Below are 18,964 nucleotides of genomic sequence, written 5' to 3' on the forward strand. Positions count from 1 at the left end.
GTAAAACTGTCAGCCGCTCAATGGCTACGAAAATAGAACATTATGTTTCAGGACAACCCGCTGCTAGCGCAGCTTAAACAGCAACTGCATTCCCAGACGCCGCGTGCAGAAGGGGTCGTGAAAGCCACGGAAAAGGGCTTTGGCTTCCTTGAAGTTGACGCGCAGAAAAGCTACTTCATTCCGCCACCGCAGATGAAGAAAGTGATGCATGGCGATCGCGTCATGGCCGTCATTCATACAGAGAAGGAACGTGAATCCGCTGAGCCGGAAGAACTGATTGAACCGTTCCTGACCCGCTTTGTCGGTAAGGTTCAGCGAAAAGACGATCGTCTTTCTATCGTGCCGGATCATCCCCTGTTGAAAGATGCCATTCCCTGCCGGGCCGCCCGCGGCGTTGAGCATGATTTTAAAGAAGGTGACTGGGCCGTAGCAGAAATGCGCCGTCATCCTCTGAAAGGCGACCGTGGTTTCTATGCAGAACTGACGCAGTTCATCACCTTTGGCGATGACCATTTCGTCCCGTGGTGGGTCACGCTGGCGCGCCATAATCTTGAAAAAGAAGCGCCGAACGGCGTAGCGACTGAAATGCAGGACGAAGGTTTGACGCGCCGCGATCTCACTGCGCTGGAATTTGTCACCATCGACAGCGCCAGCACAGAAGATATGGACGATGCGCTCTACGCTGAACAGAGCGCCGATGGCAAACTGCATCTGACCGTCGCCATTGCCGATCCTACCGCCTGGATTGCACAAGGCAGTAAACTGGACGAAACGGCCAAAATTCGTGCGTTTACCAACTACCTGCCAGGCTTTAACATCCCGATGCTGCCGCGCGAACTGTCAGACGATCTCTGCTCGCTGCGCCCAAATGAAGTGCGCCCGGCTCTCGCCTGCCGCATGACCATCGCCGCGGATGGGACGATTGAAGACGATATCGAATTCTTTGCCGCCACCATCGAATCCAAAGCCAAGCTGGCCTATGACAATGTCTCTGACTGGCTGGAAAACACCGGCAGCTGGAAACCTGAATCCGATGCCATCGCGGCGCAGATTCGTCTGCTGCACCGTATTTGCCTGAAGCGTGGCGAATGGCGTACAACCCACGCCCTGGTGTTCAAAGATCGTCCGGATTACCGTTTTGTTCTCGGTGAGAAAGGTGAAGTGCTGGATATCGTGGCCGAGCAGCGACGCATTGCTAACCGCATCGTCGAAGAAGCGATGATTTCCGCCAACATTTGCGCCGCACGCGTGCTGCGCGACAAGCTGGGCTTTGGAATTTACAACGTTCACACCGGATTCGATCCGGCCAATACCGAAGCGCTGGCGGCCCTGCTGAAGAATCACGATGTGCATGTTGATCCGGAAGAAGTCCTGACGCTGCCAGGATTCTGCAAGCTTCGCCGCGAGCTGGACGCACAGCCATCCGGTTTCCTTGATAGCCGTATTCGCCGCTTCCAGTCCTTCGCTGAAATCAGCACCGAACCAGGCCCGCACTTCGGCCTCGGTCTGGAAGCTTACGCCACCTGGACATCCCCAATTCGTAAATATGGCGACATGGTTAACCACCGTCTGCTGAAAGCGATTATCAAAGGCGAAACGATTGCACGCCCTCAGGACGACACGACCGTGCAGATGGCTGAGCGTCGCCGTCTGAACCGCATGGCGGAACGTGACGTTGGAGACTGGCTGTACGCGCGTTTCCTGCAGGATAAGGCCGGAACCGACACCCGCTTCGCTGCGGAGATTATTGATATCAGCCGCGGCGGGATGCGTGTCCGTCTGGTGGATAACGGTGCTGTCGCCTTTATCCCTGCCCCGTTCCTGCATGCCGTTCGTGACGAACTGGTCTGTAGCCAGGAAAGTGGCACCGTGCAGATTAAAGGTGAAACAGTTTACAAAGTCACTGAGGTGATTGACGTAACTATCGCTGAAGTCCGCATGGAAACCCGCAGTATTATCGCGCGACCAGCTGTCTGATAACCCGCTAAATTGTCGGCCATTTCCGTTCGGGAAGGCCGACAATTTTTCTTTTTAACCCGCCCCACAAATTCATCATTTTTTCTGACTATTTTCCGATTCCCCCCGCCCAAAATGGCCATAATTATCTACAGTAAAAGAGTGCCGTCATATTCGGTCACCTGAATAGCTGGATGCTCAGTATTCTTTTTTGGCAGACTCGTTTTATTATAAGAAAGCAGGGAAAAACAATACGTTCACTTCGGTTTTACCGCTGTTTCACAACGGAAAAGTCGACTGCAAATGAATAATTTGTGCGCTAATGAGTAGCAGCGGGAGAAATCATGATCGACGATCTTGAGCAGAATTTGCTGTTTCGTTACATGGGTACTCACAGTCCGTGGTGGCGATTGTCGGCAGACAGCAACGCTCTGCACCTTGCCGCCAGCGAAAATGCCGATGCGACTCAGGTGGTGACGCTGGACGATGAACAAGCCACGTTGATCCGCCAGTTAACGGTAATTACCTCCAGCATTTCAATGAACCTCTCCCTGTATGGCGAAGAGGTTCCCGTGCATCTTGTCGGCCGCAAAATCACCCGAAACGAGTGGGCCGGCACGGCATCGGCCTGGAACGATACCCCCTCCGTAGCACGCGATCTCGCTCAAGGACTCTCCTTCGCGGAACAGGTGGTTTCGGAAGCGAATTCCGTCATTGTGATTCTCGATCAGCACGGCAATATTCAGCGTTTTAATCGCCTGAGCGAAGAGTATACCGGTCTGAAAGAGCAGGAAGTGATCGGTCAGAACGTGTTCAAATTGTTTATGAGTCGCAGCGAGGCGGCAGCCTCGAAGCGAAATATCACCGGTTTCTTCCGTAATGGCAGCTCCTACGAAGTCGAACGCTGGATCAAGACGCGGAAAGGACAACGCTTGTTTCTGTTCAGAAACAAATTCGTTCACAGCGGCAGCGGTAAAAACGAAATATTTCTTATTTGCTCCGGCACCGACATTACCGAGGAACGTCGGGCGCAGGAGCGCCTGCGCGTGCTGGCCAATACCGATACCATCACCGGTTTACCCAACCGCAATGCCATCCACGAACAGATCTCAGACGCCATCAACCATCGGGGCGAAACGCAGGTTGGCGTGGTGTATCTTGACCTGGATAACTTCAAAAAGGTCAACGATGCCTACGGGCATATGTTTGGCGATCAGCTCTTACAGGCGGTTGCACTCGCCATTCTGAGTTGCCTTGACGAGGGGCAGGTTCTGGCCCGGCTCGGCGGCGATGAGTTTATCGTGATGGCCACGAATACGTCTCAGGGCTCGCTGGAAGCTATGGCGTCGCGCATTCTGACCCGCCTGCGCCAGCCGTTCAGAATCGGGCTGATTGAGATATATACCGGCTGTTCTTTGGGGATCGCCCTCGCGCCGCAGCACGGGAACGATCGGGAAAGTGTGATTCGCAATGCCGATACGGCAATGTACACCGCCAAGGAAAATGGCAGGGGTAAGTTCTGCGTCTTCTCCCCTGAAATGAACCAGCGCGTATTTGAGTATCTTTGGCTGGATACCAATCTGCGTAAAGCGCTGGATAACGATCAGCTTCTGATTCACTACCAGCCTAAAATGACCTGGCGCGGTGAGGTCAGAAGTCTTGAGGCGCTGGTCCGCTGGCAGTCGCCGGAGCGCGGCTTGATCCCACCGCTGGAATTTATCTCTTATGCCGAAGAGTCCGGTTTGATTGTGCCGCTGGGGCGCTGGGTGATGCTCGACGTGGTTCGTCAGGTGGCGAAATGGCGTGACAAGGGGATTAACCTGCGCGTGGCCGTGAACGTCTCTGCACGTCAGCTTGCCGACCAGACGATTTTCAGCGATTTAAAGCAGGCGCTTAAGGATCTGCATTTTGAGTACTGCCCTATCGACGTCGAGTTAACAGAGAGCTGTCTCATCGAAAACGAAGAGCTGGCGCTTTCGGTGATCCAGCAATTCAGCCGACTCGGGGCACAAATACATCTGGATGACTTTGGTACGGGCTACTCTTCCCTTTCCCAGTTGGCGCGTTTTCCTATTGACGCCATTAAACTCGATCAATCTTTTGTCAGAGATATTCATAAGCAGTCCATCTCTCAGTCTCTGGTACGCGCCATTGTCGCAGTGGCACAGGCCCTGAATCTGCAGGTGATCGCCGAGGGGGTGGAGAATGCAAAAGAAGACGCCTTTCTGACTAAGAATGGCGTCAACGAACGGCAGGGTTTCCTTTTTGCTAAGCCGATGCCCGCTGCCGCATTCGAGCGATGGCTAAAACGCTATCAGGCGCGACAACAGCGCTAGCTGGCCTTGCGTAAGCCCGCCGCATGATGGCGGTTTTGCAGCATCACCAGACGCTCCATGTAGGCGATATCTTTCGGCTCAAGGCAAAATGCGGCATCGACCCAGTCTTCGGTAATATCCATCAGCTCACTGCGTGGCAACTGCAGAACGCGCGTACGAGCACGCAGCATGGCTCTTACGCCGTTCAGTTTTGGCCGCAATGTGTCGATGAAGGTCCTGACCGAGACGTAGCTTTGCCCGGGTTCATACAGTACATCCACCAGCCCGTGCTGCTCGTACCATTCTGCCGTGTGGGACTCCCCTTTGTAGATGAGCTCCTCCGCCAGCTTCATGCCTGAACGTCGTGCGACCAGAGAATACCCCCCCATCCCCGGGAACAGATTAAAGGCAATTTCCGGGAAACCTAACCGGGCATCACGCTGAGCCAGGACAAAATGGTGCGCCAGCGCTGCCTCAAATCCGCCGCCTAATGCGCTGCCTTCGACCATTGCCAGCGTGATGGCCCCCGTATCAAACCCTCTTGACGCCGCATGGACGCAATCAACACAGGCGCGGGCATACGCCCGTAACGCTTCACGCCGCCCGTTCTGAATGCACTCGACGAAGAACTGCAAGTCCCCTCCCACGTTGTACATTTCAGGAACAAGCGAGCCGGTAACCCAAAAATCGACCGCAAAACCCGACTGACGGACCAGCCAGGAAAGGTTCATGATCTCCTCAATTAAGGCATGGTTGAAGCAAGGACGCGGCTGAGCCCGCAGCATCATCCAGACGGTGCGTCGCTCCGCCTCGTAATACCCTGAGAGCTGCGTGAAACGTTCAGTATCGGTAAACAGTGTACAGGTAGGCTGATTGATAACTGTCATAGTCCAATTCCTCATATAAAAAAGCGCCTTGCGCGCAGTTTTAGACTAATCCACCGATTAAGCCTGCTATATGAGGGGGAATAAATTTATCACTTTCATTTATGTAATTTCGTTATCGCATTTTTTCCCTTCTCTTTTGACCCCATTTTCTGCATCATTGAAATTATTCACTTTTCGCTCCCGGGGAGAGATTATGTCTACTATTGATCCACAAGCTGTAGCACAACGTATTGATACCGTGCTGGATATTCTGGTAGCGGGTGATTATCACTCTGCGATCCGTAATCTCGAGATCCTGAAGTCTGAACTTCTTGCTCAGAATGGCGCTGACAACGCCCCCGAAAACAAACAGCCAAAAGCGCCGTGGGAAGTGTAATCCCACCGTTTCCGACCTCGTTTCGCTTTATTAAATGGATGCTATGAATTCCCGACAACAACTCATTTTGCAGATGGTCATCGATCAGGGGCGTGTAAGCGTGGTCGATCTCGCTAAAACCACCGGCGTCTCCGAAGTCACCATTCGTCAGGATCTTAATCTGCTGGAAAAACAGAGTTACCTGCGCCGTGCGCATGGTTATGCCGTGCCGCTGGACAGCGACGACGTTGAGACGCGCATGATGAATAACTACGCGCTTAAACGTGAACTGGCTGAGTTTGCCGCATCACTGGTAAACCCTGGCGAGACGGTCTTTATTGAAAACGGCAGCAGCAACGCCCTTCTGGCACGGACGCTCGCGGAACAAAAAGACGTGACTATCATCACTGTCAGCAGCTATATCGCCCATTTACTCAAAGAGACGCGCTGTGAGGTCATTTTGCTGGGTGGCATTTACCAAAAGAAAAGTGAAAGCATGGTGGGCCCGCTGACCCGGCAATATGTTCAGCAGGTGCATTTCAGTAAGGCCTTTATCGGCATTGACGGCTGGCAGCCGGAAACAGGTTTCACCGGCCGGGATATGATGCGCACTGACGTGGTGAATGCCGTACTGGAAAAAGAGTGTGAAGCCATTGTGCTCACTGACAGTTCCAAATTTGGCGCCGTCCATCCTTACACAATGGGTCCCGTCTCACGCTTCAGTCGCGTCATTACCGACGAACGGTTAAGTGACGAGCATCGTAATAAGCTGGAAGAAGACGGTCTGATTGTCGATATTATTAAAACGTCCGCCTGAGTCCATTTCGCGCCCGTCATTCGGGCGCCTGCATATCCCTTCGTCTGAGACGATTCCTAACCCCCCTTTAAGAGTTTTTACCTGTTTAACCCGCATTAAAGTCGTAAAATTAATGTTAGCGATATAACAGGAAGTGACTATCACTTGCGTGATTACGTAACGCCTGCGCGACCAGCTTTCACGGAAAAAAGAATTAGGTATTCGTTTTGTCTATACTTAACGTGTACCTCTTTCCGTGAATCGATAATTCAGGAGAAAGTATTATGACCTTAACCAGCAAAAAATTAGCCGCCGCTGTTCTGGCAATCACTGTAGCAATGTCCCTGAGCGCATGCTCTAACTGGTCTAAACGTGACCGTAACACCGCCATTGGTGCCGGTGCAGGTGCACTCGGTGGTGCAGTCTTAACAGATGGTAGCACGCTGGGTACATTGGGTGGCGCTGCTGTTGGTGGTATTATCGGTCACCAGGTTGGCAAATAATTATTCTATAAGCCTTCCCGACATCGCGATTTAGCGTCGCATTTCAGGTCTGACTTACGCACGTATATATCACGAGCCACGGCATTTGCCGTGGCTCATTTATTTTAACCGCCTGCCAGTTTGACTTTCATGCCTTTTGCTTCAAGCAGCGATTTAATTAAATCGCGTTTATCACCCTGAATTTCGATAATGCCGTCTTTCACGGCCCCACCGCAGCCACATTTCTTTTTCAACTCAGCCGCCAGTTTTGTTAGTTCAGCATCATCCTGGTCAATTCCTGAGATAAGGCAAACCCCTTTCCCTTTTCGTCCACTGGTTTGACGCTGGATACGCACAATACCGTCGCCCTTCGGACGTTCCACTTTGGTTTTCGGCTCATCTATGCGCCCACTCTCCGTTGAGTAGACCAGACGACTGTTGGAATCGGTCATTACGCCCCCTTTTTCAGTGATGCGTTGATTGCCTTAAGCGTCTCTGCCGGGTTAGCTGACTGCGTTACTGGCCGCCCGATAACCATATAATCCACACCAGCAGCCAGCGCCTGCTCAGGCGTCATAATACGGCGCTGATCGCCTACGTCGCTGCCTGCCGGACGAATACCCGGCGTGACCAGTTTAAAATCTTTGCCCAGTTCTGATTTGAAGCGGACCGCTTCCTGTGCGGAGCAGACGACGCCATCCAAACCGCAGTTCTGCGTCAGACGCGCAAGACGCTCGGCATGTTCGGCAGGTGACAATGTCACGCCAAGATCGCGTAAATCACTTTCGTCCATACTGGTCAATACGGTCACCGCAATCAGCAATGGCGCATCTTTCCCGAACGGCAGGAGGGCTTCACGTGCGGCAGTCATCATTCTCGCTCCGCCCGACGCATGGACGTTGACCATCCATACACCCAGCTCTGCGGCGGCGGCAACGGCGTGCGCCGTGGTATTCGGGATGTCATGGAACTTGAGATCGAGGAAGACATCGAAACCACGCTGCTGTAGATCGCGGACGATTTGCGGTCCAAACAGCGTGAACATCTCTTTACCAACTTTCAGGCGGCAATCGCGAGGATCGATACCGTCGACAAAGGCCAGTGCAGCGTCACGCTTATTGTAATCAAGCGCGACAACAACAGGAGAATCCGTAATAACGCGGGAAGTGGAGGAAGTAACAGACGTCATGACCAGCCCTTTTCGTCTATGGGCGCGCAGCGGCGCGGAACAGATAAACGGCCAGCATTCTACCTGCCGCCGCCGCAAATTGACAGAATCCATTTGCGCCCCTGCCAGGCTGGCACACCGCACGGTGTTAAGGAAGGGGTAAAAATCAACAGTATGTTGTAACTAAAATGAGGTGTTTTAAAAAATTACTGTCCGTCAAGACCACGGATTGGCTTGATGGTGGACCAGGCCCGGCAGGAAGGACAATGCCAGTAAAGCGTATACGCGGTAAAACCACACTTCTGGCAACGGTAGCGCGGTTTACTCCGCACCTGCTCGCCGACCATGTCGCGCAGCACCATCAGGCTCTCTTTGGCTCGCCCTTCTTCTGCGTCGTTCAGGTGGTAATCCATCAGTTTATGGAATACCCGCATCGTCGGATGACGCTGTAGCTGACGGGTAATATACACCTGCGCGGTGTCGGTCCCTTCGTACTGCTCAACCACGTCTGAGAGCATCAGCTCTGCGGTTGCGCCGGTATTCTCTTCCACGCAACGGCGCAGGAATGCTACCCACTCTTCCTGCTTGCCCAGCTGTTGATAGCAGGTTTGCAGCATCTCCAGCGTTTCACTGACCAGCTCTTTGTCCTGGTCAATCACCCGAAGCAGGCTTTCAACGGCTTTGGCGTAATCGCCACTCGCCATAAAAACGCGTCCCATCATGATAGAGATACGCGCGCTATTGCGATCTGCTGCTGCACCTTTCTTCAGCAACGCCATGGCTTTGTCCATGTCGTCGTTGCCCATCTGCTGAAGGGCAAGTTCACAGTAGAAATGGGCTATCTCAACACGCTGCTTATCTTTACCCAGCTTCACCAGCCGCTCGGCAGTATCAATGGCTTTTTGCCATTCGCTGGTGGCCTGATAAATTTGCAGTAATTGCTGCAACGCACCGATACGGAAATCCGTTTCATCAATCAGCTGCGAGAACATATCTTCAGCGCGGTCGTACAGCCCGGCAGCCATGTAATCGCGCCCCAGTTGCTGGACCGCGAGGAGACGTTGATCATAGGTCAGCGAGGCGCTTTCCATGAGGGTCTGGTGGATACGGATGGCACGGTCAACCTCGCCACGCGAGCGGAACAGGTTACCGAGCGTGAGATGGGCTTCGACGGTCCCCGTATCCTCTTTCAGCATATCGAGGAACAGGTCTACCGCTTTATCCTGCTGATTACTCAGAAGGAAGTTCACCCCCGCAACGTAGTCGCGAGAGAGACGGTTAGCCTCATCCTGCTTTGTTTGTTGCGCACTTCTGCGGCCCATATACCAGCCATAGGCAGCGGCTACAGGCAAAAGCAGAAACAACAACTCCAGCATCGTCGATTATTCCTTCACGACCGGCACACCAGAGCTTTCCGGAATGTCGGACGCAGGCGCAATGTTATGCTCAAGTCGTTTAATTTTACGTTCAGCGCGTGCAAGAGAAACACGGACTTTCAGCCAGAACAGACCGCAAACCAGCCAGCCAATGGCAAAGCCTGCGGCAAACAAGACCGCAAGCAGACTTGATACGCGATACTCGCCCTGCGCCAGCAGATAGTTAAACGTCACCTGTTGATCGTTTTGTGCACCCAATGTGACTGAAATGACAAAAATCGCCAATACCAGTAAGAAAATGAGTAAATATTTCACATTACTTCCCGTTATGTGGTTCAAGCGAATAAAGTGTGTTCAACTTACCGCAATCAGCCTTATAAACTACCATTTTAGCGACGGGCGCGAAACGGAAAAAGTGACGCACACGTCATGGATTTATGGGCGAAATGCGCAATATCAACCGTCAGGCGTCGCTTTGCTCCCTTTCGGCGATTTCTTCTTTCTCTTCAGGCGGTGGCGTAAGCGGGCCACAGAGTCGTTCCGCAAGCCAGGTTGCCAGCGTCACCAGCAGCCATGAGATCAGCGTAGCGACCACCAGGTCCCGTGGCCAGTGCATCCCCAGCAGCAAGCGGCTGCCCATCACCCCCGTTGCCCAGATCAGTAAAATCCCGATGGTAACCGTTCGACGTCGTGGCCAAAGCAGCCCAACAGCCAACAGCGCCCAGCTGGCCGCAAACATCGTGTGGCCGGAAGGAAACGCGAAGCCCGTCTCTTTTTGCCAGTGTTTACGCAAGAACTTCGGAATATCCTGCTGTTCCGTAAGCTGTTCTTTCACCAGCGCACCGCGATCTTTACGCTTTAAATTGTAGAACTCATCTACCGGAATATGGTGTGTTTTTTCCAGCCAGACGACAAACGGTCGTGGCTCCTGAACATGGTCTTTCACCCAGGACTTAACGCCCTGACCAATAACGATCGCGCCACCCAGGATAGCAAAGAGCATCAGCGCCGCGCGCAGACGAAAACGCAGGCACCACAGGAACCAGCCACAGAGAATGATATGGGTGATAATTCCCCACGGTTGCGTGACCGTCTCCGTTACCCAGTACAACGTTTTCAGCCACGTGGCATTCTGCCCGGGCTGCCACATCCAGCCGGAGACCCATACGGTCAAAGGCATAATCAGTAAAATGGCCGCGCCTGCTGCCGTACGTCTGGCGATTGAAAGCATGTCTTCTCCTTTTACGCTAAGCCTCACAATCATAACTGAAATTCATCCGATGGGTGGAGATGTCGGATCGTGCGTTTAACGTTCATATAGCATGGTGCCCATTAGGCGAACGTGCTGAGCTTGTGGCAAAATGAACAGATACAGAAAGTAAAACAGGCGCAAGACACGAAACGTGTCAGCCTACTCTGGAGAATCACATGCAGCTTAAACGTGTGGCAGAAGCCAAACTGCCAACCCCATGGGGCGATTTCCTGATGGTGGGGTTTGAAGAACTGGCAACCGGACAGGATCATGTTGCGCTGGTCTACGGCGATATTTCAGGGCAGACGCCGGTGCTGTCCCGCGTCCATTCGGAGTGTCTGACCGGCGATGCGTTGTTCAGCCTGCGCTGTGATTGCGGTTTCCAGCTGGAAGCTGCCCTTTCTCATATTGCCGAAGAAGGCCGCGGTGTGTTGCTCTATCACCGTCAGGAAGGTCGTAATATTGGCCTGCTGAATAAAATCCGCGCATACGCGCTGCAGGACCAGGGCTACGATACGGTAGAAGCCAACCATCAGCTCGGTTTTGCCGCCGATGAACGTGACTTCACCCTGTGTGCGGACATGTTCAAGCTGCTGGGCGTCGACGAGGTTCGTCTGCTGACGAACAACCCCAAAAAAGTGGAAATCCTCACCGAAGCGGGAATCAACATTGTCGAACGTGTGCCGCTGATTGTTGGCCGCAACCCGAAAAATGCCCACTATCTTGATACTAAAGCCGCCAAGATGGGCCATCTGCTGAAAGAGTGAAAGTAAAAAGCCCGGCATAGGCGCCGGGCTTTTTTATCAATCGAGCATCTTACGAATCACATAGTGTAAAATGCCGTCGTTCTGGTAGTAGGTCAATTCGGTTGCCGTATCAATACGGCACCGGCAGTCCAGTACCTCCGTCTTCCCGTCAGCTCGCGTCAGCTTCACCGGCACCGTTTTACCCGGCTGCAGGTTTTGCAGACCACTAATATCAATCTGCTCTTCTCCGGTCAGCCCCAGCGTTTTACGGGTTACGCCCAGCGGGAACTCAAGCGGCAGGATCCCCATGCCGATGAGGTTCGAGCGGTGAATACGTTCAAACGACTCGGCGATCACCACACGAACGCCCAGCAGCCGCGGCCCTTTCGCCGCCCAGTCACGGCTGGAACCGGAACCGTACTCTTTCCCGGCAATCACCGCCAGCGGCGTACCTTCCTGTTGATATTTCACGGCTGCATCGTAAATCGACACGACGTCCGTCCCCGGCAGATGGCGCGTCATCCCCCCTTCCACCCCCGGAACCATTTCATTACGAATGCGAATGTTGGCAAACGTGCCCCGCATCATGACTTCATGGTTACCGCGGCGCGAACCGTAGGAGTTAAAATCGCGGCGCTCCACTCCCCGGCTTTGCAAATAACGGCCCGCCGGGCTGTCGGCTTTGATACTCCCCGCCGGAGAGATATGGTCAGTGGTGACAGAATCCCCCAGCATGGCCAGGATGCGCGCCCCATGAATATCTTTAAGCGGCGCAGGCTCGGCGAGCATCTCATCAAAGAACGGAGACAGACGAATATAGGTCGAGTCATCCTGCCAGTCATAGGTGTCCGACCCCACGACATTGATGGTTTTCCATTCTGGCGTGCCTTCGAAGACCTCCGCATACTCTTTGCGGAACATCTCGGTAGAGACCTTTTCAACGGCCATCGCAATTTCACGCGAGGACGGCCAGATATCTTTCAGGTAGACGGGATCGTTCTTGCGATCGTGACCAATCGGATCGGTCACCAGGTTAATGTTCATATTCCCGGCCAGCGCATAGGCCACCACCAGGGGCGGCGAAGCAAGCCAGTTGGTTTTGACCAGTGGATGAATACGCCCTTCAAAGTTACGGTTGCCGGAAAGTACGGCGCCTACCGTCAAATCGCCCTGCTTGATCGCCGTTTCAATGGGCTCAGGCAGCGGACCGGAGTTACCAATGCAGGTCGTACAGCCATACCCCACGAGGTTAAAGCCCAGCTCATCAAGATAAGGCGTCAGCTTAGCCTGCGCCAGGTAATCCGAAACCACTTTGGAGCCCGGCGCCAGCGAGGCTTTGACCCACGGTTGAGGTTTCAGACCCAGTTCAACCGCTTTTTTCGCCAGCAGACCGGCCGCCATTAAAACACTGGGGTTTGAGGTGTTGGTACAGGAGGTGATGGCGGCAATCACAACCGCCCCGTCCGGAAGTTGATATTGATGGCCGTTCAACACATAGTCGATGGGACGATGGTCTTTCTTCGCCACGTTGACTTCCAGCTCATTGCTGGCCGCAAAGGCTTTCGGCACGTCTGTCAACGCGACGCGATCCTGCGGACGTTTTGGCCCGGCGAGGCTTGCCTCAACGCTGCCCATATCAAGCTCAAGCGTACTGGTAAATACCGGTTCATCGCCCGGATTGCGCCACATACCCTGCGCTTTGGTATAGGCCTCTACCAGCGCCACCTGCTCTTCGCTGCGTCCGCTCAGACGCATGTACTCCAGCGTGACGTCATCAATTGGGAAAAAGCCACAGGTTGCGCCATATTCTGGTGCCATGTTGGCAATGGTCGCGCGGTCAGCCAGGGGCAGCGAATCCAGCCCGTCCCCGTAGAACTCAACAAATTTGCCCACCACCCCATGCTTGCGCAGCATTTGCGTAACGGTAAGTACCAAATCGGTCGCGGTAATGCCTTCTGACAGTTTTCCTGTCAGCTTAAAGCCCACGACATCCGGAATCAGCATGGAGACCGGCTGACCGAGCATGGCGGCTTCCGCTTCGATTCCGCCGACACCCCAGCCCAGCACGCCGAGGCCGTTAATCATGGTGGTGTGGGAATCTGTACCCACCAGCGTATCCGGATAAGCCACCCACTCTTTGTCCTGTAATTCGCTCCAGACGGCTTTACCGAGATACTCAAGGTTAACCTGGTGGCAAATACCCGTGCCCGGTGGAACCACGCTAAAGCGGCTGAATGCCTGTTGGCCCCACTTCAGGAAAACATAACGTTCGTGGTTACGCTCCATCTCCAGACGGACGTTCTCGCCAAAGGCATCGTCATCACCGAAATGGTCAACGGTCACGGAGTGGTCAATCACGAGGTCAACGGGGGAAAGCGGGTTCACTTTGGCCGTATCGCCGCCGAGGCGTTTAACCGCCTCGCGCATCGCGGCGAGATCCACCACGGCAGGTACACCGGTAAAGTCCTGCATCAGGACCCTTGCCGGGCGGTAGGCGATTTCTCTGTCGGCATGGGCATGCTTCAGCCACCCCGCCAGCGCCTGGATATCATCGAGCGTGACGGAATCACCGTCCTGCCAGCGCAAGAGGTTTTCCATCAGAACTTTCAAGGACTTGGGTAAACGCGAAATGTCCCCAAGCGTTCTGGCAGCCAGCGGCAGGCTATAGTAATGCCAGGTTTTATTTTCTGCCTGTAATGTGTCCTTACTGGCTTCGCGTAGGGTTAACGACATAAGCTCCTCCTTAATTACAGAGATGTCCTGACAATCATCAGGGCCGTAATTAAAGATAACACAAAGATGTCGTAACGTTTTGATAACAACCCGAATTGATAAATTTAGGAATGGTCCAGAGGACGTCAAAACAAAAAACCCCGCCGCAGCGAGGTTTTATCATTTAGCGGATGGCCAGCCAGATGAGCTGACTCCAGAACAGGATCGACAGGGTAAACACGCCAATCCATGACCAGTATTTGTGAGACGTCATGTTATTCATCATAGGGACACCAGGCATTATTTATTAAACATTCCGAGGCAGGTCCTCAGTGCGATATTGCTGATGTGTATTTATTAAAGAGTACAAAGGTGCATAGTCGTTATTCAGACCCAATGCATCATTACGCAAAAAACTAAATTATTGTTTTTTGGGTTCGTCTTCCGCGAACACATCAATAAAGGCTTGCTGCTGCGGCGTCAGTTTCCAGGATGCAGGCACAACTGTCGCAGGAGCCTTACGTCCTTTGTGGACAGTGTCATGACGCTGACACATCTGTTTTACCGTTTCTGTACGTACCGTCACTGCCATATTCAACCCCAATATTTCCAGGCCAGGAGAGCAACCATCAGCCAGAACAGGGCGGAGACGAGAAAGACCGCCAGCCAGGCTTTACGCTTGAGCGCAGGATCCCTTTGCGGTTCTTCACTTCCTGAAGGCATTGCTAACCTCATATAATCGATATCGCTTATCATTTAGGACCAAACAATTGGTACAATTAATCATCTGTTGAGATAAATCCTAAAGAAACTTTAGCCGAAAAGCCAGTGAATTTACGCATCCGGAGGTATGAAATATTCATTCTTTTGACCACAAATAAATATTTGAAAAGAAAAATTTGCGTAGCCGTTAATTAGTTTCTATTTTTGTCGCCAATTCACGACATTAAAACCATAAAAAATAAAAGGATAATGACAATATATGGCAGGGAGAGCGCAGATGATGATAATTCTAATTTAGCTTTAAGGCGGTATTTCGGTATCTTTCCGTTAGGGAAAGATACCGGGTGTGATTATTTTGCGGGGAGTTTGATGTCTTTAAACATCTCTTCAATATCTTCATTTGAGCGTAATGCAACGGCGGTATCCACCACGTCACGCGTTAAATGCGGGGCAAAGCGCTGAATAAAATCATACATATAGCTACGCAGGAAGGTACTGCGACGGAAGCCAATTTTTGTGGTGCTGTGGCTAAAAATATCGTGTGCATCAAGACGTACCAGATCAGGGTCTGACACCGGGTCGACCGCCATGCTGGCAATAACGCCCACGCCCAGACCAAGCCGTACGTAAGTCTTGATGACGTCGGCATCGGTAGCGGTAAAGACAATGCGTGGAGTTAACCCGGCACGATTAAAGGCGGTATCAAGCTCGGAACGTCCGGTAAAGCCAAACGTATAGGTGACTAACGGATATTGCGCCAGCTCTTCAATCGTCACCGACCCTTTCCCCGCCAGCGGGTGATCGGGAGTCACTACGATCGATCGGTTCCAGTGATAGCACGGAAGCATTACCAGATCGTCATACAGGTGGAGCGCTTCCGTCGCGATGGCAAAATCGGCATTCCCCTTCGACACCGCTTCAGCGATTTGCGTCGGTGACCCCTGATGCATATGCAAAGAGACGCGCGGATAACGCTCGATAAAGCCCTTAATGACGCCAGGTAATGCATAGCGCGCCTGGGTGTGCGTGGTGGCAATATACAGCGAGCCTTTATCTGGCCAGGTATGTTCTCCCGCAACAGATTTAATCGCATCGACTTTGGAGAGGACTTCACGCGCAATGCGAATAATTTCCTGCCCCGCTGGCGTCACCTGCGTAAGGTGCTTACCGCTACGGGCGAAAATCTGAATACCTAATTCATCCTCCAGCATGCGAACCTGCTTGCTGATGCCCGGTTGCGAGGTATATAGCCCCTCGGCAGTAGAAGAGACATTAAGGTTGTGATTCACCACCTCAACGATATAACGAAGCTGCTGTAATTTCATGCCAGACCATCCGATTTAGCGCACGCGGTCAATCGCTTAAGACGATTTGATAATAAGAAATGGGTTAACTATAACCACTATATCATTTATAGCCTGACTGTATAGTACGGAACAAAAAATAATAATAAGGTAATAAAAAAGGGCCGGAAGTCCGGCCCTTTCACTGGTAAGTGACGGTCAGGCAAGCTTATTTCTTGCCTTCAACCCATTTGCCATCGACAAAGAAGGCGGACCAGCCGGTCGCTTTGCCCTCTTTCTCTGCCGCCACGTACTGCTGCTTCGTTTTACGGCTAAAGCGAACCACCGTCTTATTGCCTTCAGGATCCTGCTGTGGCGCATCGGCCAGGTAACGCAGTTTTTCTGGCAGACGGTCACGGAAGCGGTGCAGTTCTTCTACCAGCGGCGCACGTGTTTCACGCGATTTCGGGAAGGTATTGGCCGCCAGGAAGACACCCGCAGCACCATCACGCAGCACGAAGTACGCGTCGGATTTTTCACACGGCAGCTCTGGCAACGGAACCGGATCTTCCTTCGGCGGAGCCACTTCACCGTTACGCAGAATTTTGCGCGTGTTTTTACACTCGTCGTTGGTGCACGCCATGTACTTCCCGAAACGCCCCATTTTCAGGTGCATTTCAGAGCCACACTTCTCGCACTCCACAATCGGGCCGTCATAGCCTTTAATGCGGAATTCACCTTCCTCAATCTCATACCCGTCACACGTTGGGTTATTACCGCAGACGTGCAGCTTACGTTTAGGATCGATCAGGTAGCTGTCCATCGCCGTGCCGCATTTTTTGCAGCGGCGTTTAGCACGCAGAGCGTTGGTTTCCGCATCCTCACCTTCCAGCACGTTGAGAACTTCGTTCTCCGGCACCAGGTTGATGGTGGTTTTGCAGCGCTCTTTTGGCGACAGCGCATAGCCGGAACAGCCAAGGAAGACGCCCGTGGTTGCCGTACGAATACCCATCTTGCGGCCGCAGGTTGGGCAGTCGATGCTGGTCAGAACCATCTGGTTAGGCAGCATGCCGCCCTCTTCAGGATCTTTCTCCGCTTTTTCAAGCTGGTTGGTAAAATCGCTGAAGAAGCTGTCGAGAACCTTCTTCCACTCCGCCTTATGGCTGGCAACCTCGTCGAGGCTGTCTTCCATTTGCGCGGTAAAATCGTAGTTCATCAACTCGCGGAAATTAGCTTCCAGACGGTCGGTGACGATCTCACCCATTTTTTCCGCATAGAAACGACGGTTTTCAACTCGAACGTAGCCGCGATCCTGGATCGTCGAGATGATTGACGCGTAGGTCGATGGACGACCAATACCGCGTTTTTCCAGCTCTTTCACCAGCGACGCTTCACTAAAGCGCGCAGGCGGCTTGGTGAAGTGCTGAGCAGGAACGAGATCAACCAGAGAGAGCTCATCTCCCTTGTTCACCGCTGGCAGCGTACGGTCTTCATCACCTTTACGCAGCGCAGGCATGACTTTTGTCCAGCCGTCGAAACGCAGGATACGACCGCGCGCTTTGAGACGGAAGTCGCCCGCACCGACGGTCAGCGTCGTGGAGTCATACTTCGCAGGCGTCATCTGACAGGCGACAAACTGACGCCAGATCAGCTGATACAGCTTCTGGGCATCGACTTCCATATCTTTCAGCGACTCGGCTAACACAGAGACATCAGAAGGACGAATCGCTTCGTGCGCTTCCTGAGAGTTCTCTTTGCTGGCGAATTGATTGGCGCTTTCCGGCAGGTATTTTTTACCGAAATTATCACTGATATAACCGCGTACCATGTTTACCGCATCCTGGCTCAGATTCGTTGAGTCAGTACGCATGTAGGTGATGTAACCCGCTTCATACAAGCGCTGGGCCATCATCATGGTTTTCTTCACACCATAGCCAAGGCGCGTACTCGCCGCCTGTTGCAGGGTAGACGTGATAAACGGCGCGCCAGGTTTACTGCTGGTCGGTTTATCTTCACGTTCCAGCACCTGATAGCGTGCTTTTTCCAGCAACGCGACGGCAGCCATGGTCTGGTCACGGTTTTCAGGACGGAAAGGCTTATCTTTCTGATGGCTCACCTGCAGTGGCAGAGCGTCACCGCCCGGCGTGGTCACATTGGCGTCAATTTCCCAGAATTCTTCCGGCACGAAGGCTTTAATTTCGCGTTCACGCTCAACGACAAGACGCACGGCGACGGATTGCACACGTCCTGCGGACAGGCCACGGGCAATCTTTTTCCACAGCAGTGGAGAGACCATATAGCCTACAACGCGGTCCATAAAGCGACGCGCCTGCTGGGCGTTGACACGGTCGATGTTCAGCTCGCCAGGCTTCTCAAACGCCTGACGAATCGCATTTTTTGTAATTTCGTTAAACACTACGCGACTGTAGCGTTTGTCATCGCCCCCGATCACTTCCCGCAGGTGCCATGCAATGGCTTCCCCTTCGCGGTCAAGGTCGGTTGCGAGATAAATGTGGTCTGCTTTTTCAGCCAGCTGCTTCAGCTCGTTAACGACTTTCTCTTTTCCGGGCAGCACTTCGTATTGTGCATCCCAGTTGTGCCATGGGTTAACACCCATGCGGTTGACAAGCGCGCTACGTTCATCCTTTTTAGGCTTTTTAGCCCCTTTGGTGGAGGTAGAGTCTGCGCTCTTTTTGCTGGCTGAGCCACTGGTCGGCAAATCGCGGATATGACCCACGCTGGACTTAACCACGTAGTCATTACCCAGATACTTATTGATCGTTTTGGCTTTTGCCGGGGACTCAACGATGACGAGAGCTTTACCCATATTCACCTTTACCTAATTTAATTCTTCCAGGAATACGCCGCACGTTGATTTCCCTTCCGCTGACGACGAGCCAATGATATTGCGGC

General features: G+C 52.9%; 18 protein-coding genes. 6 read left to right on the top strand and 12 right to left on the bottom strand.

What is annotated here, in order from left to right; all coding sequences use genetic code 11:
• Positions 1–42: 42 nt before the first annotated feature.
• Complete coding sequence (locus ABFI50_RS21155) at positions 43–1,977, top strand: exoribonuclease II (protein WP_347485021.1); 1,935 nt, start codon at positions 43–45, stop codon at positions 1,975–1,977.
• Between the two features lie 323 nt (positions 1,978–2,300).
• Entirely contained in the window at positions 2,301–4,292 is a 1,992-nt protein-coding gene (gene pdeR, locus ABFI50_RS21160) for a cyclic di-GMP phosphodiesterase (RefSeq protein WP_014884078.1), read from the top strand.
• Here the strand turns inward: pdeR and ABFI50_RS21165 are convergent.
• Positions 4,289–5,158, bottom strand: coding sequence for a crotonase/enoyl-CoA hydratase family protein (locus ABFI50_RS21165; RefSeq protein WP_014884079.1), 870 nt, complete (start codon positions 5,156–5,158; stop codon positions 4,289–4,291). The genes pdeR and ABFI50_RS21165 overlap by 4 nt on opposite strands.
• Positions 5,159–5,351: 193 nt before the next feature.
• Between ABFI50_RS21165 and ABFI50_RS21170 the strand changes: the two genes are divergently transcribed.
• From ABFI50_RS21170 to osmB, 3 genes are all read left to right on the top strand, one after another.
• Entirely contained in the window at positions 5,352–5,534 is a 183-nt protein-coding gene (locus tag ABFI50_RS21170) for a hypothetical protein (RefSeq protein WP_014884080.1), read from the top strand.
• Between the two features lie 43 nt (positions 5,535–5,577).
• Positions 5,578–6,330 carry a DNA-binding transcriptional regulator YciT gene (locus ABFI50_RS21175; protein ID WP_014884081.1) on the top strand — a complete coding sequence of 251 codons (753 nt, stop codon included), beginning with the start codon at positions 5,578–5,580 and terminating at the stop codon, positions 6,328–6,330.
• 263 nt (positions 6,331–6,593) lie between these two features.
• Entirely contained in the window at positions 6,594–6,812 is a 219-nt protein-coding gene (gene osmB, locus ABFI50_RS21180) for an osmotically-inducible lipoprotein OsmB (protein WP_008501216.1), read from the top strand.
• Between the two features lie 104 nt (positions 6,813–6,916).
• Here the strand turns inward: osmB and yciH are convergent, their stop codons facing one another.
• The 5 genes from yciH to pgpB form a co-directional block, all read right to left on the bottom strand.
• Entirely contained in the window at positions 6,917–7,243 is a 327-nt protein-coding gene (gene yciH / locus ABFI50_RS21185) for a stress response translation initiation inhibitor YciH (RefSeq protein ID WP_014884082.1), read from the bottom strand.
• The gene (gene pyrF / locus ABFI50_RS21190; RefSeq protein ID WP_014884083.1) at positions 7,243–7,980 is read right to left on the bottom strand and encodes an orotidine-5'-phosphate decarboxylase; all 738 of its coding nucleotides are present in this window, start codon (positions 7,978–7,980) and stop codon (positions 7,243–7,245) included. The genes yciH and pyrF overlap by 1 nt, the downstream gene beginning before the upstream one ends.
• Positions 7,981–8,165: 185 nt before the next feature.
• Positions 8,166–9,335 carry a lipopolysaccharide assembly protein LapB gene (lapB, locus tag ABFI50_RS21195; RefSeq protein ID WP_014884084.1) on the bottom strand — a complete coding sequence of 390 codons (1,170 nt, stop codon included), beginning with the start codon at positions 9,333–9,335 and terminating at the stop codon, positions 8,166–8,168.
• 6 nt (positions 9,336–9,341) lie between these two features.
• Complete coding sequence (locus tag ABFI50_RS21200; RefSeq protein ID WP_014884085.1) at positions 9,342–9,650, bottom strand: LapA family protein; 309 nt, start codon at positions 9,648–9,650, stop codon at positions 9,342–9,344.
• Between the two features lie 148 nt (positions 9,651–9,798).
• Positions 9,799–10,566 (bottom strand): phosphatidylglycerophosphatase B, encoded by a 768-nt coding sequence (gene pgpB, locus ABFI50_RS21205; RefSeq protein WP_023330548.1) that lies wholly within the window; start codon positions 10,564–10,566, stop codon positions 9,799–9,801.
• Between the two features lie 197 nt (positions 10,567–10,763).
• On the opposite strand from pgpB, the gene ribA reads away from it, so the two are divergent.
• Positions 10,764–11,354 carry a GTP cyclohydrolase II gene (gene ribA / locus ABFI50_RS21210; RefSeq protein WP_008501210.1) on the top strand — a complete coding sequence of 197 codons (591 nt, stop codon included), beginning with the start codon at positions 10,764–10,766 and terminating at the stop codon, positions 11,352–11,354.
• Between the two features lie 36 nt (positions 11,355–11,390).
• On the opposite strand, the gene acnA is transcribed toward ribA, so the two are convergent.
• The 6 genes from acnA to topA form a co-directional block, all read right to left on the bottom strand.
• On the bottom strand, positions 11,391–14,066 hold the full coding sequence (gene acnA, locus ABFI50_RS21215) for an aconitate hydratase AcnA (RefSeq protein WP_347485026.1): 2,676 nt from the start codon (positions 14,064–14,066) through the stop codon (positions 11,391–11,393).
• Positions 14,067–14,229: 163 nt separating this feature from the next.
• Complete coding sequence (gene ymiC, locus ABFI50_RS21220) at positions 14,230–14,328, bottom strand: small membrane protein YmiC (protein ID WP_014884088.1); 99 nt, start codon at positions 14,326–14,328, stop codon at positions 14,230–14,232.
• A 138-nt stretch (positions 14,329–14,466) separates the two neighbouring features.
• Positions 14,467–14,637 (bottom strand): hypothetical protein, encoded by a 171-nt coding sequence (locus ABFI50_RS21225; RefSeq protein ID WP_032629003.1) that lies wholly within the window; start codon positions 14,635–14,637, stop codon positions 14,467–14,469.
• A 2-nt stretch (positions 14,638–14,639) separates the two neighbouring features.
• Entirely contained in the window at positions 14,640–14,780 is a 141-nt protein-coding gene (locus ABFI50_RS21230; RefSeq protein WP_213391151.1) for a YmiA family putative membrane protein, read from the bottom strand.
• 338 nt (positions 14,781–15,118) lie between these two features.
• Positions 15,119–16,093 carry an HTH-type transcriptional regulator CysB gene (gene cysB / locus ABFI50_RS21235; protein ID WP_006175683.1) on the bottom strand — a complete coding sequence of 325 codons (975 nt, stop codon included), beginning with the start codon at positions 16,091–16,093 and terminating at the stop codon, positions 15,119–15,121.
• A 187-nt stretch (positions 16,094–16,280) separates the two neighbouring features.
• On the bottom strand, positions 16,281–18,878 hold the full coding sequence (gene topA / locus ABFI50_RS21240; RefSeq protein WP_347485029.1) for a type I DNA topoisomerase: 2,598 nt from the start codon (positions 18,876–18,878) through the stop codon (positions 16,281–16,283).
• Positions 18,879–18,964 lie beyond the last annotated feature (86 nt).

Source organism: Enterobacter sp. HNDS-6 (genome assembly GCF_039850505.1).
Lineage (GTDB): Bacteria > Pseudomonadota > Gammaproteobacteria > Enterobacterales > Enterobacteriaceae > Enterobacter > Enterobacter kobei.

Bases quoted from the DNA above. Each gene is read 5' to 3' on its own strand.
- ABFI50_RS21170 (WP_014884080.1), top strand. From the start codon at position 5,352: ATGTCTACTATTGATCCACAAGCTGTAGCACAACGTATTGATACCGTG.
- topA (WP_347485029.1), bottom strand. From the start codon at position 18,878: ATGGGTAAAGCTCTCGTCATCGTTGAGTCCCCGGCAAAAGCCAAAACG.
- pgpB (WP_023330548.1), bottom strand. From the start codon at position 10,566: ATGCTTTCAATCGCCAGACGTACGGCAGCAGGCGCGGCCATTTTACTG.
- cysB (WP_006175683.1), bottom strand. From the start codon at position 16,093: ATGAAATTACAGCAGCTTCGTTATATCGTTGAGGTGGTGAATCACAAC.
- acnA (WP_347485026.1), bottom strand. From the start codon at position 14,066: ATGTCGTTAACCCTACGCGAAGCCAGTAAGGACACATTACAGGCAGAA.
- ABFI50_RS21175 (WP_014884081.1), top strand. From the start codon at position 5,578: ATGAATTCCCGACAACAACTCATTTTGCAGATGGTCATCGATCAGGGG.
- ABFI50_RS21155 (WP_347485021.1), top strand. From the start codon at position 43: ATGTTTCAGGACAACCCGCTGCTAGCGCAGCTTAAACAGCAACTGCAT.
- ribA (WP_008501210.1), top strand. From the start codon at position 10,764: ATGCAGCTTAAACGTGTGGCAGAAGCCAAACTGCCAACCCCATGGGGC.
- ABFI50_RS21230 (WP_213391151.1), bottom strand. From the start codon at position 14,780: ATGAGGTTAGCAATGCCTTCAGGAAGTGAAGAACCGCAAAGGGATCCT.
- ABFI50_RS21225 (WP_032629003.1), bottom strand. From the start codon at position 14,637: ATGGCAGTGACGGTACGTACAGAAACGGTAAAACAGATGTGTCAGCGT.
- lapB (WP_014884084.1), bottom strand. From the start codon at position 9,335: ATGCTGGAGTTGTTGTTTCTGCTTTTGCCTGTAGCCGCTGCCTATGGC.
- osmB (WP_008501216.1), top strand. From the start codon at position 6,594: ATGACCTTAACCAGCAAAAAATTAGCCGCCGCTGTTCTGGCAATCACT.
- ABFI50_RS21165 (WP_014884079.1), bottom strand. From the start codon at position 5,158: ATGACAGTTATCAATCAGCCTACCTGTACACTGTTTACCGATACTGAA.
- ymiC (WP_014884088.1), bottom strand. From the start codon at position 14,328: ATGAATAACATGACGTCTCACAAATACTGGTCATGGATTGGCGTGTTT.
- pyrF (WP_014884083.1), bottom strand. From the start codon at position 7,980: ATGACGTCTGTTACTTCCTCCACTTCCCGCGTTATTACGGATTCTCCT.
- pdeR (WP_014884078.1), top strand. From the start codon at position 2,301: ATGATCGACGATCTTGAGCAGAATTTGCTGTTTCGTTACATGGGTACT.
- yciH (WP_014884082.1), bottom strand. From the start codon at position 7,243: ATGACCGATTCCAACAGTCGTCTGGTCTACTCAACGGAGAGTGGGCGC.